Source organism: Rahnella perminowiae (genome assembly GCF_019049695.1).
Classification (GTDB): Bacteria; Pseudomonadota; Gammaproteobacteria; order Enterobacterales; family Enterobacteriaceae; genus Rahnella; species Rahnella perminowiae.
This window is the reverse complement of the sequence record NZ_JAFMOT010000188.1, coordinates 343,683-364,312: the sequence shown is the minus strand read 5'-3', so window position 1 is coordinate 364,312 and position 20,630 is coordinate 343,683. Positions and strand designations below refer to the sequence as shown.

The window sequence follows — 20,630 nt, the reverse complement described above, 5'->3', positions numbered from 1 at the left end:
CGATCACCATCAGTGAAATTCCCCTGTCGCCGGACAACCAGCAATTCAATATCAGCCTGGTAGACACCACCTACAAAATACGTCTGCTATGGCGTGATGCAGCTGGCTGGGTCATGGATATGCAGGATAGCGGCGGCAACCCGATGATCGCCGGCATTCCTCTGGTAACCGGCGTTGACCTGCTGGCGCAATATTCCTTTATGGGGTTTGGCTTCTCTCTTTACGTCGGGTGCGACGACTCCACGCAGGAATACCCGACAAAAATCGACCTTGGGAACGGCAGCCATCTTTATATCGTACAAAGTTAAGGGATAATCATGAGCCAGAACTGGCAGCGTCACTTTGAAATACAGTTGCTCGACGATAACGGCAAGGGGATCAGCTTGTCGGACTTCAAAGTCACGTTCGACATTGAGTGGTTTAACATCAAGTTTTCCCGCGTGGCCACCGTCAAAATTTACAACCTCTCGCAGAACACAAACAGCCGGATCCTTGGCGCTGAATTTTCAAAGATAAAAATCATCGCCGGTTATGACGGCATTGCCTCGGCAGTAGATGCCAGCCAGGTAGGCAAGCCAACAACCGTCGATTCTTCGCAGGTAGGCCAGACCAACGGCCAGAACTTTGGCGAAATCTACAACGGTGAAATCCGGTTTTCACTGACTGGCCGCGATAATCCAACGGACACGTTTATCATCATTCAGGCCATCGACGGGCACCGCGCGCTGATGGGCGCCGTGATGAATACGACGCTGGCGAAAGGTTACACGGTGAAAGACCTGTATGACCTCACTATGTCGCATTTTGCGCCGTTCGGCGTCACGTCTGGGCTAACGCCGGAATTCCCGACAACGGTTTACCCGCGCGGGCGTTCGATGTTTACCATGGCCCACAACGTCATGGACAACATTGCGAACCAGTGCAAAGCCACCTGGCAGATCGTCGATGGTCAGGTGCAGATGGTCGCCAACGATAAATACATCCATGAGGCTATCGTGCTGAACAGCCAAACCGGTCTGATCGGGATGCCACAGCAGACTATGGGCGGCGGCGTGAACGTGCGTTGCCTGATAAACCCGAATATCCGGGTTCATGGCCTGATTGAGTTGGATCAAACATCGGTTTACCGCGCCTCTCTGTCATCGAATGATATTCAGATGTCCGGCGGTCGGATCACGGAAATCAACGATAACGGTAATCTGGTAGTGACCGGCGTTGCCAGTATCCCTCCGACCAGTATTGCCACAGATGGTGTGTATATTGTTCAGTCGATATCTTATACTGGTGATACGAGAGGGCAGGCCTGGTACATGGATATGATGTGCGTGGCGCGAGGTTCTGCTGACCTTCAAACCAATTCTGCGCTGAACAGGACGTACTGACCGATGAACAAAAATATTTTGGCCTCGCTGATTTTTCTGCTGCCTGGTTTGGCTTATGCAGATTCTCAGTGTGGACCATTTTATTTAGGAACCAGCCCGGCGAACGACGGATGGTCACGCATCAATGGCGATAAGCCTAAAACCCAGAAAGTTACTTTCCTCAAGCAGAAGGACGACTACAACAACATTAAAATGGAATGGGTCGTTGAGTCCTCGAAAGACGGTCAGTTGTATGGGCTGGAGTACATCAAGCGCAACGGGAAAGCATTCCTGAATGCGCAGATACTACAAGCCAGTATGGATGCACCGCGAACTTATGGCACGTTTGACTGCGTGAAGGTGAAGTGAACTTTACTGTTGTGTTAGCCGCCCCACTTCTGGATTAACTTACCCTCACCATTGATTCTGTCATGCTGTCTTAGCAAGGAAAGCGTGAGCTTCTTGTGCTCATTCCGTGCACTTTTCGATTAATTTTGCGTCTCATGCAAAAATGAAGCGTTTTTAAATGCCCTTTAAGCGCAACAGAAAGCACGTAGCGAGGCGCATTTCAGAAAGGTGTGGTGGTACGCGGCAAGTTTGCTCGTTTATGAGAGAGTTTTAGATGTGTTTTACATCATCCAAATGCAACCGGAAAGTTGCAGCGTTACCATATAGGTAATAGACTAGTACTTGTGACGAGGTCATGACCGTGTATTGAGGACGCCAAAGGCGAACTTAATAACATCTTGTGCCTCCTATATTGTGCCGTACAACGTGTATCGCACATCATGCATCGTGTATCGCACATCATGCGGATATGTCGGGGAGTTAACCTCGGCCTTTTTGTCAGAAGTACTCCAGAAGTACACGGAGGACATTATGCAAAAAATTAAATCTAGTGGAAAAATGCCAATCATTGATACTTTCACAACCGCAGGAGTGATAGGGCTGCTAATGCAGCAAGTTGTCGCTATTCCTGCCGTTGACGCAAGCAAATTGCCATGTGCACCTGAGTACTGCTCGGTGGCTGGCGGCTACACTAAAAAACTAACAATCGAGACGATTGAGGATGCTCTCGGCTTTCTTACAGAGCTGACATCAGCATTCAGAACATCTTACCGTTCCTTAGCTACGGCTGAGCGAAAAGAAGCTTTGGTTATAATTCATTCTTTGAAAGAGGAAGGTCATATCGATCTGATTGAGCAGCAGCTGAAAGCAATTGATGGAACTGTAAAATCGGTTTACCAGCGCGTTTCTGATGCTCGTAAGGTTGAAGTGAAGCCAATAATGTTTACTGTTGCTAAAGCTAAATCTGCCATTTATGATCTAAACCATCTGATATCTCAAATGACGGTACCTGTGGATATTTTTGTTAGTGATATCAATAGAGAAGCTTTAAGAGAATTAGCTGAGCACGGTACCAAAGCGTTTTATTCTGGCGATATTCATTGAGGATTTAGGTTTGGGTGTTAATGCTGATTACAATAAAGATAGCTACAACCTTTATCTTAAAGCTGTTTTCCAAAAATACCCAGATTTAGAATCGCGGCTGTTGGCGGATTTTATCCGATACAAATCCACTGGCGAGTTACCAGATTATTTTGGCCGCGATACTCTTTATGACGATCCCGAAGATATCCGAGATGCAGAGCTAAGGCATATCCACTTCGAAATCGGCACCCACGTTTTTGGCCCGTTGCCAAGATGGGTTGATCTAACTGATAAACGAGCGATCCAGTGGGAAAGAACCAATAATACCGCATTAGTCTACGCAAGAAATCTTCTTGATGAAAATCACTACACATTGATTGCTGTTTTTACTCCTTATGCACACGAAACAGCAAGAGAGTATCCGAAGATGAGAGAGCTGGCTGGTTACGCTAGGAAGTTTTCAGAGCTTTAAAAACCCGCCGCGTGCGGGTTTTTTGCATTAAAGACCAATATAACCCGCCGCGTGCGGGTTTTTTTATGGAGTTTTTTCATGCCAATTCCTTCCCATGATTTAAGTGGTGACCTTTCACAAGCTTTGAAAGCCATGAGCGAACAGCTCAGCAGCTCTTTGCGCGTAGCCGTTCCGGGCATCATCCAATCGTTCGACCCTGATACGGTGACCTGTACTGTGCAGCCTGCAGTTAACGGATCGGTACCGGATGAAACTGGTGCTGAATTCGCAGAGGGCATCACGTTGCTGGTTGACCTGCCGGTTGTGTTCCCTCGCGGCGGCGGTGTCACACTGACGTTTCCGGTTAAGGCCGGAGATGAATGCCTGGTGATTTTTTCTGACCGCTGCATAGATTTCTGGTACCAGAGCGGCGGCACCGGTGACGCGGTAGATGAGCGCCAGCATGATACCTCTGACGCCTTTGTTATCATCGGTCCGCAGTCACAGGTTAAAAAAATCAGTGGCATCAGCACCAGCGGCGCACAGTTGCGTACCGATGATGGGGCTGCATTTATCGAGGTTGCCGCCGGGCACGACATTACTGTTAACACTCCGGGCAAACTGACCGCCAACGCGCAGGGGGGTACAGTAATCACTTCACCGACAATCGTCCTCAATGGTGCGGTAACGATAAACGGAACACTCAGCCAAGGCATGGGTGAAAGCGGCGGCAGCGCAACGATGCTGGGGCCAATCACCGTAACCAATGATGTGACCGCTGGCGGTAAGAGCTTGCAGAATCATGTTCACAGCGGTGTGCAGACGGGGAGCGGGCAAACAGGAAAACCGGTATGAGATATCGACGCGAAGGCACTGACGGTGATTACACATTCGGGCAAGGTGATAACACCTTTCTAATAAATTCTCCGGAGGCGGTGGCGCAGGCAGTTAGAACGAAGTTCAATCTCTGGCGCGGTCAGTGGTTCCTCGATGTGACCGCCGGAACGCCTTATATCCAGTCCGTTCTCGGAAAGCAAAGCCCCGAGGTTTATAACCTGGCTATCCGCCAGCACATTCTGCAGACGCAGGGTGTCAGCTCAATTATTTCCTTTGATACGTCCGTAAACAGCACCACGCGGCGCGTTACCTTTACGGCGACCATCGACACCATCTACGGGACTGCCACAGTAACAAGCGAGGCATAATGGCTCTCAATCTTGACACACTGGGGTTATCGGCAACGGTAACAGCTCAGGGGATCAGCGCGCCTGATTACCAGACCATTCTCACCACATTAACCGGCTACTTTCAGCAGATTTACGGCACCGACGCCTATTTAGATCCGGACAGTAAAGATGGGCAGATGATCGCTCTCTATGCACTGGGCATTCACGATGCGAACAACACGGCCATTGCCGTCTATAACGGTCAATCTCCGGCTACCGGGATCGGTAACGGGCTGTCCAGCAACGTGAAAATTAATGGGATTTATCGCGACCCGGCGAACAACTCAACGGTAGACCTGCTGATCACCGGCACCATCGGTTTGGAAATTACGAACGGTTCAGCCAGAGACGCGAACAGCATTATCTGGACGCTGCCTGCTTCGGTGGTGATCGGTACTGACGGGACTGTACTGGTGACAGCAACCTGTGCCACTGCTGGCGCTGTTGCCGCACTGGCGGGCACTGTCACGTTCATTAACACACCGACACGCGGATGGGTCTCGGTCACGAACCCCAATGCGGCCACCGTTGGCTCAGCTGCTGAAACTGACGCGGCGCTGCGTATCCGTCAGGCGCAAAGTGTGGCGCTGTCGTCGGTGACGCCGTTCGATGCTCTGGATGGTGCGATTGCCAATATCTCAGGGGTTACCCGCCATAAACTTTACGAGAACGACACGGGCGCAGTGGATGCCAACGGTTTGCCTCCACATTCGATTACAGCCGTGATTGACGGCGGTGATGCGACAGAAATTGCGACAACCATACAGCTGAAAAAAGGGCAGGGTGTTACTCCGAATGGCACCACGCAAATAACCGTCGCTGATAAATACGGGAATCCTCACGTAATTGGGTTTAACCGCCCGGTACCAGTACCCGTTTATATCGCTATTTCTCTTCAGGCATTTACGGGGTACACCTCGCAAATCGGAGCTGATATCAAAACAGCCATCGCCGCGTATATAAATGCGCTGACCATCGGCGATGACGTTCTTTTGAGCCGGGTTTATTCACCTGCAAATCTAGGGGTAGTGAGCGGCGGGGAAAGCCGATATTACGACATCACCAGCTTGCAGATTGGCAAAAGTACCGGTTCGGTTGCTGCTGCAAATATAATTATTGGTTACAGCGAGTCGGCGACGTGTGATGTAAATAACATCAGCATTACGGTGACGCCATGAGTAAATATACCGACCTCATCACTAACTACCACAGTCAAAAGCCACTTTTTGTTGATCACATAGACCTGATTACCCGACCCCTGACCGATATTGCTAACGCAATGAATGCCCTTATCACGGGATTTGATATTGATGAGGCGATTGGTGTCCAGTTGGACATCCTCGGTAAGTGGATTGGCAGAACGCGGATAGTTAGCCAACCGATATCGGGCATTTACTTTTCCTTTGACACGGATGGTTTGGGATTCGATCAGGGGGTATGGCAGGGGCCATACGATCCTGACGCTGGATTTACGAACTTGAGCGATGATACCTATCGAATCATTCTCAAAGCGAAAATAGCAATTAACCATTGGGACGGAACGAATGAAACATTGCCTGCTATTCTTGATACCGCATTAAAAGGTTCTGGTTTAGAGATGCAAATCATCGACAACCAGGACATGACTGTTTCCATCTGGGTATTTGCTCCAGATGGAATAGAGTCTGTTTCATTAGAATTACTTGCTGCAATAAGGCAAGGGTATTTAACAGTAAAAGCCGCTGGAGTTTATTCCGGCGAAATTCTTACTCCATCGGTTGGGGCTCAGTTCTTTGGTTTCGATCTGGAAAATGACTATATCGCCGGATTTGATGACGGCGCATGGGGGATTTATTTATAATGTCTACGAATAACTTTAAGCCTTTTGCAATTGGTGGCGGTGCAAATGTTACTGCCCAATCTGATTATGAAGCATTGGCTGCATTAACCTCAGGATTTAGTTCTGGGAAAGCCTCCTCTGCGCAAATTAACAAAGCAATTAGACAAGCAACAGTAATGGCATATGTATTGGCGCAGTATATTTCTGACAGCGCATTGGTGGATGTACTTGATAATGGTAACCCTGCTCAGATCTTGTCTAACCTGAAGGTTGGTTTATTATCCTCTTCACCTGGGCGTTTGCTTTCAGCACCAAAATCTTTTCTCTCAAGTGCGCTATATACACCTACACCAGGGACAACCAAGGTCAGAGTTAAAGTTTGGGGCGCCGGCGGGGGTGGCGCAGGGGTTTTAGGTTCATCGGCGACTGGGGGGGCCGCAGGCGGTGCAGGGGCGTATGCTGAGTCATGGATAAGCATCCCAGCAGGTACAACTATTCCTGTCACAGTTGGAAGCGGCGGAACTGCAGGCGGTGCTAATTCATCCACGGCAGGCGGATCAGGCGGTGCGTCATCATTTGGTACATATCTCACTTGCCCTGGTGGCATCGGCGGTGCGCCATCGGGTGGCGGCGCCGGCGCAACAGCCCCATCTTCTACAATTCTGTCGTCAAATGGGCAATCGGGGCAAGGGGTGTATAGCGGGGTTCTATTTGGAGGCACCGGAGGAGCTGCATTCTCATCGTACGGGGGGCTGTCTCACTCTTCATCAAGTGGCGATGCTGGCGGTTTCCCAGGCGGGGGAGGTGCGGGAAGTACAGCTGGTCAGTCTTCATACGGTGCGGGTAAAGGGGCTAACGGCTGCATAATAATCGAGGAGTACGCATAATGATTAAGAGTTATGCTCTTATAGCAAATGAAACAATATTAGTCGTAAACACTATTGTTGCTGATGAAACATTTCAAATTGAAGGTTATTATTTGATGGAAATATTAGATGGAATACTCTGCCAAACTGGAATGTATTATAATAAAGGTGATGGGTTTTTTTATTACGATGATGCTTTCACTATTTCATAGAGCGTTATAGATGAGTAACTCTCATGCGGCTGCTACATAACTTCAAAGGTCAGTTAGGGTAACGAAGCTATACGCGGCTCGGTGGGTTGCTACATGCAACCCATATGTTCAACGAAGTTGATTACCATCTGCTAGATATCGCTTTTTAATGAACTTTAGTTCTATGAATCGATATGAAGCCTCAGAGTAAAAAAAAGTAATAAAAATCATTAGTATTAGAGTGGTAGCAGTGCCAATGGTGAAATTCAAGTGAGCCCCAATAGAGTAAGCAACTTGTTTTACTGTATATATTGCTGGCATATGGCAAAGGTAAATTGAGTACGATCTTTCTCCAATCAAGACTAATATGTTATTATTCGATGTTATTATTTTTCTTTCTGAAATAGTCGTGAAGAAGCAAAGCCATCCGAAAACGCCTATTGAGATGTATTTGTATTCATTGCTAAAGTTCAGAGATACAATTAGGAGTAATAGTGCCATGGTTAGAGATAACAATCTTAATGGAATGGGTAGTTTGCATTTAATTCCAAGAACAAATGTTAAAGCTCCAAGGGAAAATGCTTGCGGCCTGAACCACCAAGCCACACCTGTCAAAACATTATCATGAGCTGATATAAAAGAATGCGAAAGAAATGCAAGCAATAAAAAAGCAACCAAATACCTAGCATTAAGTAAAAAAACGGCCGCAGCAAGAACTAAATACATTTGCCATTCTAGAGATAAAGACCAGTTAACAACATTTAAATCGTAGCTACCACATTCATATACGCCAGAAAAACATCCATACCAAAATATGTTTGCATATCCAAACAGTGCAGCTATACCACTAGATACAACATCTGAAATATTTGTTTTTATAATTGTAAAAAATGTTGCGATAAAAATAGTGAATAAGACCCAGAATATGGCTGCTGGCATTAGACGGAAAAATCTTCTTTTAAAAAATGATAAAAATGTAGTGATTTTTTTACCGTTATTAGATACGTCACGGAATAATGTGGCACACATTAGATAGCCAGAGATAGCAAAGAAAATGTCCACTCCTCCAAGGAAGGACACATGGTTAAGTATTTCCTGATACCATAATGGTGTAGGGAGCCTATTCCTATAATGCTGACCAATAACCATAAATACAGCAACTGCGCGTAAGGCCTGAATATCTAAATTTACGTTTTTTATCATTTAACCGATACCATTATTAACTGTTTTTAATGGGGTTATTCACAATATATTAGCTCCAATATCTTTCATTTTTTCTATCACTCGCTGCGTTTCTGCATCGGTTAATGTTAGTTGCGCAGCCATAAAAAAAAGAATATGCGGAGACATGGCGCGCGGTTCAGCCCCGCCAGTGTACTTCCGCCACTGGCTGTTACTGGCAACGCCAGCCAAGTCAGCCATTTGCGCGCCAGTATAGCCCAGATCAGTTTTAAGCTTCTCCAGATCGTCCGGGGTTGGTGGGGTGTACTCGTTTATCAGTCTCATTGCGCACCTGCTAAAAAGCCCCTTTCGGAGCCCTTGTTAAATGAATTTCACGATGATGGTAGTTACCGTCGCGACCGCACCAATCAAGCCTGTTGCGAGAGCTACCGGATACCACATTGTTTCCCGGTTAATCTTCGCCGTCTCTGCCATTAATTTGGCGATTTCGGCGTGGATTTTTTCAAGCTCTGCGGTGGTCATATCGTTTGTCATCTCGCTCATCCTTTCGGGGCTGGGCTGCGGCTTATCCGCTACCTCATGAAATAAACCATAGCCCCAATGGTGCTAATGGTCAATTAAAAACTCCACATTTGCCGGAGAATTATCTATGTCTTCAGAAGGACTGCCAGTTACTGGCATCCTCAAACATCTCCTCACTATTCCGGCCAGAACCGCCTTCTGCGCCTTGCTGGCGTCTGTATTGATGCTGCTGAGCGTTAACCTTCAGTTCAGCCAGGATCAGCGCATTTGCGTTCGGTACACCGTCCATATTTCTTTTGATGTAAATCAGTTCAACAAACATAAATCACCTCAGTCGATAAAAGTGGAATCAGCGCCTTCAATACCGGCCTCGATGTACTGGACTCTTTTTTTCAGATCAATGATGAGGGTCTTGGCTTCGCTGAGGCGGATCATCACTTGCTGGTCGGGATATATTTCAACTTTGGAAAGTAGATGAAAACGTAATTCCCACGAATTAAAACGAAAACGGTGCTAACTATCTGAAAAATAAAGGAGGTATAGAAAGGTATTTAAAGATGTTTTTAGCTTAAGAAAGAGTTTATCTATTTGACTTTAAAAGAATAAATTTAAATTTTGCGGATAAAGGAATCGTATTCGGTCTTTTTTTTGAACATTTCTTAAATCAATAACTTATCGTTAAAACAATCACTTATGCCACTTTCTGTTACCTTCAATGCTACTCATTTGGACTTTCTGCCGCCACTTTGTCGCCATCCATTTGAGCCAGTGGATTCAGGTAAATAGCGTCTTCCAGGTGATCCGGAGCGAAGTGCGCGTAGCGCATCGTGACCCGAATATCTGAGTGCCCGAGGATGCGTTGCAGCACGATGATGTTGCCACCGGCCATCATGAAATGACTGGCAAACGTATGCCGCAGAACGTGCGTCATCTGTCCTTCTGGCAGCTCGATGCCGGCCAGCCTGATCACCCGATAGAACTGTTTATAGCAGGGCGAGAAGGGCGCGCCTTTACGGGCGATCAGTTCGTCATAGAGGGGGCGGGCGAGGGGAACGGTACGGTTCTTTTTCCCTTTGGTATTGATGAAGGTGAGTTTATACGGGGAGATTTGCGAGCTTTTGATTTTGGCCGCCTCGTTCCAGCGTGCGCCGGTCGAAAGGCAGACTTTAACAATAAGCGTTAATTCGTCATTTCCATGCTGTTCACATGCCGACATGAGTCTCAGGATTTGTTCCTGAGTCAGCCATGCCATTTCACGTTCTGGCTGATCAAACTCGCGGATATTCTCGAGAGGGTTAGGCAGCGACCATTCCCCCAGTCGTTTCAGTTCATTGAACACCGCCCGCAGAAAAGCATGCTCACAGTTCACCGTGCCGGTTAAGCGGGATACTTACAGTGGCGACTCTCTTCCTTCTATTGGAAAAAATCAGGCATTTATTACAAACGATCAAAATGTAGCAACAGGCACCCCAATTTCGCAACACGGAAAGCTTGCGTTAAACGCAAATTATCCGGCAAATGGAGTTTTCTTCATTGACAGTTTTTCAGAGGGTGCGTTTTTAAGTTCAGACCTAATAATGACGCGCGGCATGGGGTTTGCTGATTCAACACTTGTGTCTTGGGACATTTCTACGTCAACTATTGATCAATTCAACGGCGGCATGGAGATGTATTGTCAGCCTGATCCTGCAGAAGCTACTGAAGAGAAGCAGTACCCTTTCGAAGAAGTTGGGATTCTTATCTGCTGGCCTTACAACGAAAATGGTTTAATTCAAAATTACATTACCGCCTCTGGCAAAACGGCCTACAGATGCATTCCTGATCGAAGCGTTTCAGAGCCATCCTCATGGTTCAAATTGGGTGCTCCGGCCGGTCCAACGACTGTGTCAGTGGGAAACACGCTCGATTGTTTAACTGCCGCGCCCGGAACGTATATTTTCGAGTCGGACTCCGGGATTACATCAGCGCCGGCGGGCTTTGTGTCGATTCATAGCGCGTCGCTAACTGTTTTAAAGCAGGGGGTATCAGCAACTATAACCATGCATGCATCCCGTGCCGATGGAGACGCCTACGCTGGGATGTGGCTATTGACGAAGAATGGCGAATCCTACGAGTGGTCGGGTATCGGAGTAGCTGAGCGTTTAGTAGCATCTGAGGCATATACCGTCACTCTGATTTAAGCCTTTTACCCATACATTCCGTGTATTTGATTTCATTGCCTGCTGAAGAAACTGAGGTTATTCTAAAACCCTTCTAATCAAAAGGATATTGAGAGTGGATACTACTGAAGAGTTGGGCGGGACTTACTTCTACCATGGAAATGCTAACGTATCTAAAGAAGAACTATTTTGGTTAATATTCGCTGAGAGTTTGGCGGACCACCTTGGTGTTTCAGTAGAAACAGCGGCGACGATTCTTGCTGGGCAACCAATACTTAAGAAACGAGTTGTGCTGGGATCAAAGGTTTCTCGCACGAGTATTGCGTCAAAATTAGCTCGCAGAATATTTAAAAACGCACACTTTCCATATGGGATCCAATTTTCAACTATTGTGAAGGGGCGTACTCGCGTTACAAGCAAAATAGGGGCAGTAGTGGGTAGAGCGGTGCCTTTTATTGGCTACGCGCAGGCGATAATTATCGTAAGCCTAGTCGCGAAAGATACCAGGGAAAAATACAACCTGATATCAAGGCCCGAGCATCGTATAGAATGGGCATATTTCTAATGCTAAAACCGGACGAGCAAGAGCTCTTAGATTACGTCACCAATACATATGGCCAACGTGATAAGCCGGCACAAAAGGATTGGACATTTGAGGAGCACTTCAATTTCTTTCAGGAAGAGCTGGAAGAAATGTTGTTTGATTTGTTCACGCGATACGGCATTGAGCATAGCAATTTCAACATAGATGACTATTTCATGCCGGAGTTTTATTGGTGGCAGTTTAAGCTCAAAAAGGAATGGCAAGACCGTCAATTTAAAACGCTGACGCTGGGTATGATTATCGAATCAGCAAAAGCAGGTCGCTGGCTATATGACTAAGGGGCCTCAGCCCCTTTTCTTATGCAGTCTGGCGGTCATCCCATGAATCAGCATAGATGATATTGCCATCGTTGTGCTTCCACGTAATCTTCTCGTAGCGCAGCTCTACTGTTTCCATATGGTTTTCATTAGGATCGGTTGAATGACCCATTACTGGGGAAATAGAGACAATCCGCACACCTTCTAACAGCATGTTGAAATACTCAACTTCCTGACCTGCATCATTGATCCGATACCATTTGATTTCAGCCGAAGCAAGGCATTGACCCGTTGCCACTGCTTTGTAGATGTATGGACTTGAACAGTCAAAATCTTTTATCAGCATCATAGGGGAATGAATACGTGTACCCGTAATTTTCCCTGTACGGTCATCGGTTGGCGTCATCAGGTTGTGATGAAAGCCCTTAACCTCAATGCTGTATTCCCGCCCGATAACATCCACACCGCCTTTAATCAGTGCGCCGCCGTCGTCTTTAAGCCATAAATAAGCTGGTATAGCCATTTTCAAAAATTCCATTTTAAAAAGTGAGGCAATACGTTATGCCCGTATGGTTTGGCAAACAATAAGATGTGTTGGGGAAAAAGGATTTTCAGAGGTTTAGTATTGATGACTGAGGGTCACAACTTGAAAGGAAGATCTCTAAAATTCCCCGAATCTATTTCGAAAAGGGCGCTAACGGATTGATATTTAATGAAGGTATAAACAAGTGACGGAAGGCTTTACTTTAAAGAGTTTTTAATTAATCCATTGATAAATAGGTATGAGTAGCATTTATTTCCACTACGGGAATCGTATTCAGTTTTTTTGTATTTGGATTGAATCACCTTACTCTTGCTGTCAGTCATTTGCCCCGCAGTTTTCGTTTCTATGTGGATGTTCTTGGTTTTACACCACAGGCGACATGGCTTCATTTCGCGAGAAAATACAGCATGCCGGTGTCACAGAGTGGAAAAGCAATAAGAGTGAAGGGGAGTCAATTTACTTTCTCGATCCCGATGGCTATCAGTTAGAGGTTCATTGTGGTGATCTTGAAAGCCGGCTCCGTTCCTGCAAAGAAAGCCCGTACGATGAAATGGAATTTTTCTGATGTATTTGGCTTATTTTAGTGATTTTCCATTGCCTCATAACTCACATCAGACAGCAACACCCCTGATTCGGCGCAGTTACAAATCCACTGCCGTCCGGGCAGGCATACAACTTTAGTCAGATTGTCTGTCAAAGGCACAACGCCCTTGAAGTTGATCGAAAAAATATCAATAAATTCATGTGGTAAGCTTAGTTAACGGATCGTCAAAAATTTGCCTTAAAAGATCTTTGTCAGAACCATCAGTGATGTTATTTTGACAGTTCTAAGGTCAAAAATAATTATTTTCATGCTATGAAACGAAATCTTGATCACCAGTGAGGACATGATGATTTATTCAAGTTGGAGGTGGGTGGTCTTACTTCCATTGCTTACAAAACCGGTTTCGTTTGTTTTTTTTGGTGGCGTAATATCGTCATTTATCATTTTCCCTTTGCTATACAGTCAGGAAGTTCAGGAGTGGAAAGGGAATGTTAATAATATCCATAATATGGGGAGTTTTTATGATCCTGATAACTCAGGAGGAGTCATTGCAACTGAGAACTATACTCATCACCCCTCACCTTACACCGAGGTGCAAGTTAAAACGTTATTGTTCTCTAATACAGGTAGCCCGCAGGAATGTAATGCAAAGGTTCGCGACTTTTTAAATTCCCTCAAAAATATACAGCCTCGCAACATATCCGTTGTATTAACGAGAGTATGTATTAATCGTGGTTTCGCCATTGGAAGATTTGCAGATGATAACACATTAATTTCAGTTTTACCTATGCATGATAAAAGCTACAACTTGGCAGGTGTTAAAATATGGAAATCAACGATTATTGAAAAGCCTACTTTTTTAAAATCTGTACTGAATTCATCAAATGCCTGGCCTGCGCTAATTATAATTTTTTTATCTATGCTCATTAGTTACTTGCTGTCATTAATAGCAGGCGGATATCTCAGGGTTCTGAATGTATTTGCTTCTACTGATGGGCTGACAGGTTGCCTGCGAAGAGAGGCATTTTACGCGAAAGCTACCTACGAACTGGCGAAATGTAAAAAAAATAACTTACCTTTTAGCGTATTAGTCATAGACCTTGATCACTTAAGAGAAGTAAATAACTCTTTCGGTCACGAAAAAGGTGATTTGGCAATTTCTCTTTGCGCAGAAAAAATACTCAAATGCCTGCGCAGCAATGATTTTGCCGGCAGGGTAGGGGGAGATGAATTTATCGTTGCACTTAAAAATACCGGGGCATCTGATGCGTTTTTAATCGCAAACAGAATTCGTGAGGCAGTTAAGAGCATAAAGCTGGAGGGGCTATTTTTGTCAGTGAGTATCGGCATATCTCAATATGATAAAGACAATGCCTCATTACAAGAGGTGATTTCTAAAGCGGATGCAAATCTCTATATTGCAAAGCGACAAAGAAATGATGTTGTATATTAAGGTGTAACCATGAAATACTTTCATCAGTTTCATGGTTGGAAATATTTAAAGCGAGTGTGTTGACTGGTTGAATCTATTTAAAACTCTCGCTCAATATATTCAAATGCACCTTTTCAATGATTTTAAAATCATCAGGCGTTAGCCTTAACATAGGGCGCGCCGGGGACTGCATTTCTTGTGTGCGGGCAGACGGCCCCGTACTGATACATACCTGGAGACAAACTGCTTACCCTCGCGCCCGCTCGGGTCGTATTCGCACGACCATTTGCCGGCAGACAGCTTATTTACACTCATCACATCTTCCTTTCTGAGGATGTGAATTTAGCTGTATGTAAATACAGTGCAAATGTTTGATTTAATTATTTGATATGAGTAGCAGGAGAGGAGCGCCACAGGAAGCGAACTTAAATAAAATTGATATTTAATTTTGTTAGCCAACAACTTTGCAGTTGCCTTACAGAACAACTAATGACAAAATCTGTAGATTAAGAATAACAATAATAAATAATATCTCCCTGATGTTAAGGGAGAGAACGACCCCACAATGTGGGGAGATGTTTTTTCTAACAAGGAAAAATCATGGGTGCTTGTCCAACCTGTTATCGGGAAATCGATAACCATCACTGTCCGTTCTGTGAAGAAAAAGAACGAGATTTTCATCGCCATGACAACATGGGAGCATATGATAAAAGTCAATCCTATACGCCTCCCCCTAACAATCTCCAGCAAGATTACAAATCCTCATACGGGCATACCGGCGGGAGAAATTCTGGTACACCAGGCGCATTAGATAAACTTTTCAAAGGTTTTATCTACGCCAAATGGACGTCCTTGTTGCTGATAGTTGTTTTGGCTTACAAAATTTTCCTGTCATTAAGATTCCTGCTTCACTTTAGCAGTAGCTTTCTTAGCCTTGCTCCGTACGTACCGCTGGCAATACTGGTTGTTATCGATTTACTGCTGTTAGGTTTATTTATCAAAAAACATAAATCTAAAAGTAACGAAGCCGGAAAACCGTCAGCTTGCGGGCTCTTATTTATAGCATTGCTATTGTGGTTCTGGTATTTGCCGTTCGTGGTAATAACTGCATCTTTTAGAATGATGTAGTATCGAGAATCAAATTTGAGTGGCTAAAAGGGTGCGTTGTGCACCCTTTTTTTAAAAAGAGCCGGTTTAACAATAAGTGCATATTCCTTTCTGGGCGTGTTTTTTAACCTTTCATCTAAGAAGTTTTTTCCAGTTTTACCCCCATCACATCTCAATTAAAATATACCCCCGGCTAATTAGAACATTTTTCGGGCAATCTTAGGTTCAGTGGATTTGAAGTGACTACTGGCTGTGCTTATCAGGGTGCAACTGAACACCTGTTGCAATGTAATAATAATAATCCTATAAATGATAGCTGGGCTTATTGAATTGGATATTTTATGACTGTTCAGATTAAAAAGTTACTTCCTTCAGAGTGGGAAAGCGCATTCCCGATCATTGCTCAACTAAGAAACATCACCAAAGGCGAATTTTTAAAAAGCGTAAGAATTCAAACTCTGAACGGATATGAGCTTGTTGCTGCTGTCCTCGAAGAAAGGATTATTGGTGTGATGGGTATAAGACCTGTACACACGCTGGCACGAGGTTCTCACCTGCACATTGATGATCTGGTTGTTGATGAGAATGAACGCCAATCAGGGACAGGCAGATTGCTTCTTGATTTCGCTGTTAGTGAGGCTCAAAGCAGGGAGATGAATTTTGTTTTTCTTGATGCAAGGAAAGAGGCAATTCCATTCTATGAAAGGAATGATTTCATCTTCCACGCTTCTCCTTCAATGAAAAAAATCCTCTGATTTCACCGGGTTTAAGGCATGATTATTTCTTATTCTTGCAACAGAGGAGAACGAGTCTGATTGCTGTAGCCTTAATGTTGTCTTGAACCCATTATCCTGTGCTGCTTCATAGCTTCTAACCTCTTGCCTATCCACAATGGAAATAAAACTTTCCGCTCTCATGCTGAACTCTGCAGTTAAAGCATTTGATTCTCATTTGCAGCCGGACAAATAGCGTTGTAACGTTGAGGCTCCGCCACAACGTTAAGGAAAGGAAAATGAAAGCTGCTGTTGTTAATCAAGACCATTCAGTGGGCGTCGTCGAGAAGACTCTGCGCGACCTTGAACATGGTGAGGCACTTTTAGAGATGGAGTGCTGTGGTGTATGTCATACGGATTTGCATGTCAAAAACGGTGATTTTGGTGACAAGACCGGGGTCATCCTCGGCCATGAAGGGATTGGCATTGTAAAGAAAATTGGCCCTGGAGTCACTGCGCTGAAAGTGGGCGATCGTGCCAGCGTCGCGTGGTTCTATAAAGGCTGCGGGCATTGCGAATATTGTACAACCGGTAACGAAACGTTATGCCGACAGGTCATTAATGCAGGGTATACCATTGATGGTGGCATGGCTGAAGAATGTATTGTCTCGGCCGATTATGCGGTGAAAGTTCCCGACGGTCTGGAGTCTGCCGCTGCAAGTAGCGTGACCTGCGCAGGCGTGACCACTTATAAAGCCGTAAAAGTATCAGGCATTCAGCCGGGTAAATGGATTGCTATTTATGGCCTGGGCGGTTTAGGTAATCTGGCTTTGCAATATGCGAAAAATGTCTTCAATGCCAAAGTGATTGCTATTGATGTTAATGATCAGCAATTAGAGTTTGCCGCCGATATGGGCGCAGACCTGACCATTAATATGCTAAAAGACGATGCAGCAAAAATTATTCAGGAGAAAGTCGGTGGCGCTCATGCTGCGGTGGTAACGGCAACGGCGAAATCCGCTTTTAACTCAGCAGTTGATGCGATGCGAGCGGGTGGGCGTATTGTTGCGGTGGGTTTACCGCCGGAATCAATGAGCCTGAATATTCCTCGTTTGGTGCTTGACGGCATTCAGGTCGTGGGTTCACTGGTCGGTACCCGTGAAGATCTTGCCGAAGCGTTCCAGTTTGCCGCTGAAGGTAAAGTGGTGCCGAAAGTCACCAAGCGTCCGCTGGGCGATATCAATGCGATATTCCATGAAATGGAACAAGGCAAAATTAAAGGCCGGATGGTGATCGACTTTACCCATAAGTAAGCTTTTCAGCGTATCGGGTGACGCAGCTTAATGTCTTTTGCTGCGTCACACATGGCTTGATCTTGAGACGGCACAAAAAAAAGCCCGCTCGGGGCGGGCTGAAAGGGGTAATGCGAGGGTCTTACACACTATGAAGGACAGTTCACAGTGGACACAGGAGAAGAAACATCGTCTTCGGATATAAAAGTAACAAACCCAATGTCTATTTATGTCAAAACTAAGTAAGTTTATTTCCCGACTTGTAACCCCTTCAGAACACTGTTTACTTACCCGCTATACTCAAATATTACATGTGAAAAATCAATGTGCTGCTAAAGCCTGGTGGTGCTAAAGGAACACTATGCGATATTGGGTAAGCGTTATTGTGATTATCATTGTTGCCTGGTGCAGTGGCCCGTGGATAAGCCGTCACGTTCCGTCGGAATATAATCCTTTCTCACCGGTGACAATTAATGACCCGCCAAACTTCATCACCCGCTACAAATTAAGGAAGCTGGATAACGATCCTCAGCAATGTCTGGCTGTGCTTGAACGTGCCCGGCAAGAGGGAGCGATTAATTTTACCCACGCCGGAAATACGGGCGGGAAATGCCCGCTGACTGATGCAGTACGGGTTCGCGGATTTGGGGATGTTTCATTGAGTTCAAGCTATCTGGCGAGCTGTCGTCTTGCACTAAGCAGCGCAATGTTTGTTGTACAGGTGGCGAAACCGCTGGCCATTCAGAAACTCGGTTCGCCGCTGGTACGTATCCATCATTTGGGCAGTTATGCCTGCCGGAACGTCTATAACAAGCCCGATGCCAGACTTAGCGAACATGCCACGGCGCAAGCGCTGGACGTTGCCGGTTTCTCGCTGGCTGACGGACACCGTATGACAGTTCTGAAACAATGGCCTCAGTCTGGTGCAGAAGGGGAGTATGTGCGGACATTATTTTCAGAGAGTTGCCCGTATTTTGGCAATTCCATCGGGCCGGAATACAATGCAGCGCATGCCAATCACTTTCACCTCGGCATGCGCTGGTTCGGTTTTTGCCGTTAATCCGCTAAATAGCGTTCGACCAGGCGCGTCCAGTAGGCTGCACCAAAGCTCAGGCTGTCATCATTAAAGTTGTAGGCCGGATTGTGTAGTACCGCACTGTCTCCATTGCCCAGGCGCAGGAAGCAGCCGGGCTTCTGTTGCAGGAAATACGCAAAGTCTTCACTGCCAGAGATTGGCGGAAGATTATCGATCACGTTTTCTTCACCCAGCAATTCTTTCGCCACTTCCATAGCGAATGCCGTTTCCTGGTCATGATTTACCAGCACCGGATATCCGGAAACATATTCAATTTCAGCGCGGGCGCCGTAACCGGCAGCATGATTTTCCACCAGAGTGCGGATACGTTTTTCAAGGATTTTGCGCACTTGAGGATCGAAGGAGCGAACGCTCATTTCAAGGCGCGCTGTTTCCGGGATGACATTCGCCGCATGGCCTGAATGTAATGAGCCTATGGTCACTACCGCTGTTTCATTTGGATCAATATTACGCGAAATAACCGACTGCAAGGCGATGACCAGACTGCTGGCAACCAGTATAGGATCCACCGTCATATGCGGTCGGGCCGCATGCCCGCCTTTGCCATGAACTGTGATATTGACCGTGTCGCAGGCTGCCATAAACGGGCCGGAACGGAACATCATTTTGCCAACCGGATAGCCGGGATGATTATGTAACCCGTAGACGGCATCACAGGGGAACCTTTCAAATAACTGTTCGGCCAGCATGCGCTCTGCGCCGCTGTTAAATCCAATTTCTTCCGCTGGCTGGAAAATAAGATGCGCTGTGCCGGAAAAGTTTTTGCTGCGCGCAAGCTGCGCGGCGGCGCCCAGCAGCATCGTCGTGTGGCCGTCATGGCCACAGGCATGCATTTTTCCGGGAAACTGGCTGGCGTAGCTTACGCCCGTTTGTTCGGTGATGGGCAGAGCATCCATATCTGCACGGATACCGATGCTGCGGGACCCGCTGCCAAGCTTCATGGAGCCGACAACGCCATACCCGCCAACGGCGGTGGTCACCTGATAGCCAAGAGATTCTAGCTTTTCAGCGACGAATGCTGCGGTTGCAGATTCTTCATTGGAAAGTTCTGGATATTGGTGCAGGTGCTGGCGAACCTGGCGCAATTGTGGAAGGAGATCCGCCACGTCAGCGAGGGTGCAAAGTGATTTCTTATTCATTATGGGATCTTTTTTGCCTGAAAGAAATCCGGCCGTTATGGCCGGTGCCACGTCATTACCTTTGACAGAATGCAATGTGAAATTCAGGCTGGCAATACCTAAATGAGACAGGAAAAGGTCTTTTGAAAATAATGGAATGTTCAATTCAATAACGGTATGCAATTGATGTAGCAAGCTAAAGTTTTTTCCGTGGCATTACGCAATTCAGTATTCTGTTGCTGGATGGTGTGAGCGGTTGCCTGTACCGTTGTGAGGTGAACGGGCTGGCAGGTGATTCAGGAAATATCAGGCAAATGGTTTTCCATCCACCTGATAAAAGGTCGCAGATAAAAAGCAGAGGGCGGGAGGTAATAGCGGTGTTCAGGCAGGCAGATAACTTATTGAATGCTCGAGTGAGTCACATTGAGAATCGATAAGCACATTCCATACGCCTTTATAAGGGATCCCGACATAAGCGGTATTTTGATCGTTAATTGTCAAAATATCGCCGAAACCTGAGTGGCGTCCTTTTCGCTCAACATCATTTTCACACATCAGATGAATGTGACATTTTTCTGAACAACGTATGACGACAGTGTCGCCACCAAACAGACTCAATCTGGCTCGAACGATAGGCATGGCTTCCCCCAATAAGTTAAAACACCGGAAATACGCTGCAACCGAACACTACCTGATCTTACGCCACCCGAACCGG

26 protein-coding genes and 2 pseudogenes are annotated in these 20,630 nt (G+C 46.0%); 20 read left to right on the top strand and 8 right to left on the bottom strand.

The features are described 5' to 3' along the window. The first annotated feature begins 2 nt into the window (after window positions 1-2). The 11 genes from J1781_RS25275 to J1781_RS25225 all read left to right on the top strand — a co-directional run bounded on the left by J1781_RS25275 (window position 3) and on the right by J1781_RS25225 (window position 7,366). On the top strand, window positions 3-308 hold the full coding sequence (locus J1781_RS25275) for a phage baseplate plug family protein (RefSeq protein WP_217234424.1): 306 nt from the start codon (window positions 3-5) through the stop codon (window positions 306-308). Between the two features lie 9 nt (window positions 309-317). Next, on the top strand, window positions 318-1,382 hold the full coding sequence (locus J1781_RS25270) for a hypothetical protein (RefSeq protein ID WP_217234355.1): 1,065 nt from the start codon (window positions 318-320) through the stop codon (window positions 1,380-1,382). Between the two features lie 3 nt (window positions 1,383-1,385). Next, a complete protein-coding gene (locus J1781_RS25265; RefSeq protein ID WP_217234354.1) occupies window positions 1,386-1,730 on the top strand; it encodes an STY1065/STY2022 family phage-derived protein in 345 nt (114 codons plus the stop codon). A 510-nt stretch (window positions 1,731-2,240) separates the two neighbouring features. Beyond that, on the top strand, window positions 2,241-2,813 hold the full coding sequence (locus J1781_RS25260) for a hypothetical protein (protein ID WP_217234353.1): 573 nt from the start codon (window positions 2,241-2,243) through the stop codon (window positions 2,811-2,813). A gap of 10 nt (window positions 2,814-2,823) precedes the next feature. Further along, on the top strand, window positions 2,824-3,264 hold the full coding sequence (locus J1781_RS25255; protein ID WP_217234352.1) for a type II toxin-antitoxin system YafO family toxin: 441 nt from the start codon (window positions 2,824-2,826) through the stop codon (window positions 3,262-3,264). Between the two features lie 78 nt (window positions 3,265-3,342). Next, a complete protein-coding gene (locus tag J1781_RS25250; RefSeq protein ID WP_217234351.1) occupies window positions 3,343-4,098 on the top strand; it encodes a Gp138 family membrane-puncturing spike protein in 756 nt (251 codons plus the stop codon). Continuing rightward, window positions 4,095-4,448 carry a contractile injection system sheath initiator gene (locus J1781_RS25245; RefSeq protein WP_217234350.1) on the top strand — a complete coding sequence of 118 codons (354 nt, stop codon included), beginning with the start codon at window positions 4,095-4,097 and terminating at the stop codon, window positions 4,446-4,448. Before J1781_RS25250 ends, J1781_RS25245 begins: the two co-directional genes overlap by 4 nt. After that, window positions 4,448-5,647, top strand: a complete 1,200-nt coding sequence (locus J1781_RS25240) for a baseplate J/gp47 family protein (RefSeq protein WP_217234349.1) — start codon at window positions 4,448-4,450, stop codon at window positions 5,645-5,647. The genes J1781_RS25245 and J1781_RS25240 overlap by 1 nt, the downstream gene beginning before the upstream one ends. Continuing rightward, the gene (locus tag J1781_RS25235) at window positions 5,644-6,309 is read left to right on the top strand and encodes a DUF2612 domain-containing protein (RefSeq protein WP_217234348.1); all 666 of its coding nucleotides are present in this window, start codon (window positions 5,644-5,646) and stop codon (window positions 6,307-6,309) included. Before J1781_RS25240 ends, J1781_RS25235 begins: the two co-directional genes overlap by 4 nt. Continuing rightward, the gene (locus J1781_RS25230) at window positions 6,309-7,175 is read left to right on the top strand and encodes a glycine-rich domain-containing protein (RefSeq protein ID WP_217234347.1); all 867 of its coding nucleotides are present in this window, start codon (window positions 6,309-6,311) and stop codon (window positions 7,173-7,175) included. The genes J1781_RS25235 and J1781_RS25230 overlap by 1 nt, the downstream gene beginning before the upstream one ends. Next, the gene (locus J1781_RS25225) at window positions 7,175-7,366 is read left to right on the top strand and encodes a hypothetical protein (RefSeq protein WP_217234346.1); all 192 of its coding nucleotides are present in this window, start codon (window positions 7,175-7,177) and stop codon (window positions 7,364-7,366) included. Before J1781_RS25230 ends, J1781_RS25225 begins: the two co-directional genes overlap by 1 nt. Window positions 7,367-7,474: 108 nt before the next feature. Here the strand turns inward: J1781_RS25225 and J1781_RS25220 are convergent, their stop codons facing one another. From J1781_RS25220 to J1781_RS25200, 5 genes and pseudogenes are all read right to left on the bottom strand, one after another. Then, entirely contained in the window at window positions 7,475-8,548 is a 1,074-nt protein-coding gene (locus J1781_RS25220; RefSeq protein WP_217234345.1) for an acyltransferase family protein, read from the bottom strand. A gap of 39 nt (window positions 8,549-8,587) precedes the next feature. Then, on the bottom strand, window positions 8,588-8,851 hold the full coding sequence (locus tag J1781_RS25215; RefSeq protein ID WP_129951765.1) for an XRE family transcriptional regulator: 264 nt from the start codon (window positions 8,849-8,851) through the stop codon (window positions 8,588-8,590). Between the two features lie 36 nt (window positions 8,852-8,887). Continuing rightward, the gene (locus tag J1781_RS25210; RefSeq protein WP_165385186.1) at window positions 8,888-9,061 is read right to left on the bottom strand and encodes a hypothetical protein; all 174 of its coding nucleotides are present in this window, start codon (window positions 9,059-9,061) and stop codon (window positions 8,888-8,890) included. A 121-nt stretch (window positions 9,062-9,182) separates the two neighbouring features. Then, on the bottom strand, window positions 9,183-9,371 hold the full coding sequence (locus J1781_RS25205) for a DinI family protein (RefSeq protein ID WP_238483619.1): 189 nt from the start codon (window positions 9,369-9,371) through the stop codon (window positions 9,183-9,185). 396 nt (window positions 9,372-9,767) lie between these two features. After that, a pseudogene (locus J1781_RS25200) lies at window positions 9,768-10,421 on the bottom strand (phage integrase); the annotation flags it as partial. Here J1781_RS25200 and J1781_RS25195 point away from each other — a divergent pair. From J1781_RS25195 to J1781_RS25185, 3 genes are all read left to right on the top strand, one after another. Further along, window positions 10,381-11,229 (top strand): pyocin knob domain-containing protein, encoded by an 849-nt coding sequence (locus J1781_RS25195; protein WP_217234344.1) that lies wholly within the window; start codon window positions 10,381-10,383, stop codon window positions 11,227-11,229. The pseudogene J1781_RS25200 and the gene J1781_RS25195 overlap by 41 nt on opposite strands. 94 nt (window positions 11,230-11,323) lie before the next feature. Beyond that, window positions 11,324-11,773, top strand: coding sequence for an STM2901 family protein (locus J1781_RS25190; RefSeq protein ID WP_217234343.1), 450 nt, complete (start codon window positions 11,324-11,326; stop codon window positions 11,771-11,773). Further along, on the top strand, window positions 11,773-12,090 hold the full coding sequence (locus J1781_RS25185) for a DUF1493 family protein (RefSeq protein ID WP_217218726.1): 318 nt from the start codon (window positions 11,773-11,775) through the stop codon (window positions 12,088-12,090). The genes J1781_RS25190 and J1781_RS25185 overlap by 1 nt, the downstream gene beginning before the upstream one ends. Window positions 12,091-12,109: 19 nt before the next feature. Here the strand turns inward: J1781_RS25185 and J1781_RS25180 are convergent, their stop codons facing one another. After that, a complete protein-coding gene (locus tag J1781_RS25180) occupies window positions 12,110-12,592 on the bottom strand; it encodes an Hcp family type VI secretion system effector (RefSeq protein WP_112289744.1) in 483 nt (160 codons plus the stop codon). A 287-nt stretch (window positions 12,593-12,879) separates the two neighbouring features. On the opposite strand from J1781_RS25180, the pseudogene J1781_RS25175 reads away from it, so the two are divergent. The 6 genes and pseudogenes from J1781_RS25175 (at window position 12,880) to J1781_RS25150 (ending at window position 18,761) form a co-directional block, all read left to right on the top strand. Next, window positions 12,880-13,178, top strand: a pseudogene (locus J1781_RS25175) (VOC family protein). Between the two features lie 322 nt (window positions 13,179-13,500). After that, complete coding sequence (locus J1781_RS25170; RefSeq protein WP_238483618.1) at window positions 13,501-14,610, top strand: GGDEF domain-containing protein; 1,110 nt, start codon at window positions 13,501-13,503, stop codon at window positions 14,608-14,610. 579 nt (window positions 14,611-15,189) lie between these two features. Continuing rightward, window positions 15,190-15,717, top strand: a complete 528-nt coding sequence (locus J1781_RS25165; RefSeq protein ID WP_129951760.1) for a hypothetical protein — start codon at window positions 15,190-15,192, stop codon at window positions 15,715-15,717. Between the two features lie 320 nt (window positions 15,718-16,037). Then, entirely contained in the window at window positions 16,038-16,451 is a 414-nt protein-coding gene (locus J1781_RS25160) for a GNAT family N-acetyltransferase (protein WP_129990460.1), read from the top strand. A 257-nt stretch (window positions 16,452-16,708) separates the two neighbouring features. Continuing rightward, the gene (gene adhP, locus J1781_RS25155; protein ID WP_129951758.1) at window positions 16,709-17,722 is read left to right on the top strand and encodes an alcohol dehydrogenase AdhP; all 1,014 of its coding nucleotides are present in this window, start codon (window positions 16,709-16,711) and stop codon (window positions 17,720-17,722) included. A gap of 340 nt (window positions 17,723-18,062) precedes the next feature. Next, window positions 18,063-18,761, top strand: coding sequence for an extensin-like domain-containing protein (locus J1781_RS25150; RefSeq protein WP_217234342.1), 699 nt, complete (start codon window positions 18,063-18,065; stop codon window positions 18,759-18,761). On the opposite strand, the gene J1781_RS25145 is transcribed toward J1781_RS25150, so the two are convergent. Then, a complete protein-coding gene (locus J1781_RS25145) occupies window positions 18,758-19,936 on the bottom strand; it encodes a M20 aminoacylase family protein (RefSeq protein WP_217234341.1) in 1,179 nt (392 codons plus the stop codon). The two genes, J1781_RS25150 and J1781_RS25145, sit on opposite strands and share 4 nt — an antisense overlap. 360 nt (window positions 19,937-20,296) lie before the next feature. Continuing rightward, the gene (locus J1781_RS25140; RefSeq protein ID WP_129951755.1) at window positions 20,297-20,554 is read right to left on the bottom strand and encodes a DUF1883 domain-containing protein; all 258 of its coding nucleotides are present in this window, start codon (window positions 20,552-20,554) and stop codon (window positions 20,297-20,299) included. Between the last annotated feature and the right edge of the window lie 76 nt (window positions 20,555-20,630).

Excerpts from the sequence above, each read along its gene's own strand:
- J1781_RS25150 (WP_217234342.1), top strand. The coding sequence starts at position 18,063 with ATGCGATATTGGGTAAGCGTTATTGTGATTATCATTGTTGCCTGGTGC.
- J1781_RS25220 (WP_217234345.1), bottom strand. The coding sequence starts at position 8,548 with ATGATAAAAAACGTAAATTTAGATATTCAGGCCTTACGCGCAGTTGCT.
- J1781_RS25240 (WP_217234349.1), top strand. The coding sequence starts at position 4,448 with ATGGCTCTCAATCTTGACACACTGGGGTTATCGGCAACGGTAACAGCT.
- J1781_RS25140 (WP_129951755.1), bottom strand. The coding sequence starts at position 20,554 with ATGCCTATCGTTCGAGCCAGATTGAGTCTGTTTGGTGGCGACACTGTC.
- J1781_RS25165 (WP_129951760.1), top strand. The coding sequence starts at position 15,190 with ATGGGTGCTTGTCCAACCTGTTATCGGGAAATCGATAACCATCACTGT.
- J1781_RS25235 (WP_217234348.1), top strand. The coding sequence starts at position 5,644 with ATGAGTAAATATACCGACCTCATCACTAACTACCACAGTCAAAAGCCA.
- J1781_RS25215 (WP_129951765.1), bottom strand. The coding sequence starts at position 8,851 with ATGAGACTGATAAACGAGTACACCCCACCAACCCCGGACGATCTGGAG.
- J1781_RS25260 (WP_217234353.1), top strand. The coding sequence starts at position 2,241 with ATGCAAAAAATTAAATCTAGTGGAAAAATGCCAATCATTGATACTTTC.
- adhP (WP_129951758.1), top strand. The coding sequence starts at position 16,709 with ATGAAAGCTGCTGTTGTTAATCAAGACCATTCAGTGGGCGTCGTCGAG.
- J1781_RS25265 (WP_217234354.1), top strand. The coding sequence starts at position 1,386 with ATGAACAAAAATATTTTGGCCTCGCTGATTTTTCTGCTGCCTGGTTTG.
- J1781_RS25210 (WP_165385186.1), bottom strand. The coding sequence starts at position 9,061 with ATGACAAACGATATGACCACCGCAGAGCTTGAAAAAATCCACGCCGAA.
- J1781_RS25170 (WP_238483618.1), top strand. The coding sequence starts at position 13,501 with ATGATGATTTATTCAAGTTGGAGGTGGGTGGTCTTACTTCCATTGCTT.
- J1781_RS25245 (WP_217234350.1), top strand. The coding sequence starts at position 4,095 with ATGAGATATCGACGCGAAGGCACTGACGGTGATTACACATTCGGGCAA.
- J1781_RS25160 (WP_129990460.1), top strand. The coding sequence starts at position 16,038 with ATGACTGTTCAGATTAAAAAGTTACTTCCTTCAGAGTGGGAAAGCGCA.
- J1781_RS25270 (WP_217234355.1), top strand. The coding sequence starts at position 318 with ATGAGCCAGAACTGGCAGCGTCACTTTGAAATACAGTTGCTCGACGAT.
- J1781_RS25230 (WP_217234347.1), top strand. The coding sequence starts at position 6,309 with ATGTCTACGAATAACTTTAAGCCTTTTGCAATTGGTGGCGGTGCAAAT.
- J1781_RS25205 (WP_238483619.1), bottom strand. The coding sequence starts at position 9,371 with ATGTTTGTTGAACTGATTTACATCAAAAGAAATATGGACGGTGTACCG.
- J1781_RS25225 (WP_217234346.1), top strand. The coding sequence starts at position 7,175 with ATGATTAAGAGTTATGCTCTTATAGCAAATGAAACAATATTAGTCGTA.
- J1781_RS25185 (WP_217218726.1), top strand. The coding sequence starts at position 11,773 with ATGCTAAAACCGGACGAGCAAGAGCTCTTAGATTACGTCACCAATACA.
- J1781_RS25250 (WP_217234351.1), top strand. The coding sequence starts at position 3,343 with ATGCCAATTCCTTCCCATGATTTAAGTGGTGACCTTTCACAAGCTTTG.
- J1781_RS25145 (WP_217234341.1), bottom strand. The coding sequence starts at position 19,936 with ATGAATAAGAAATCACTTTGCACCCTCGCTGACGTGGCGGATCTCCTT.
- J1781_RS25180 (WP_112289744.1), bottom strand. The coding sequence starts at position 12,592 with ATGGCTATACCAGCTTATTTATGGCTTAAAGACGACGGCGGCGCACTG.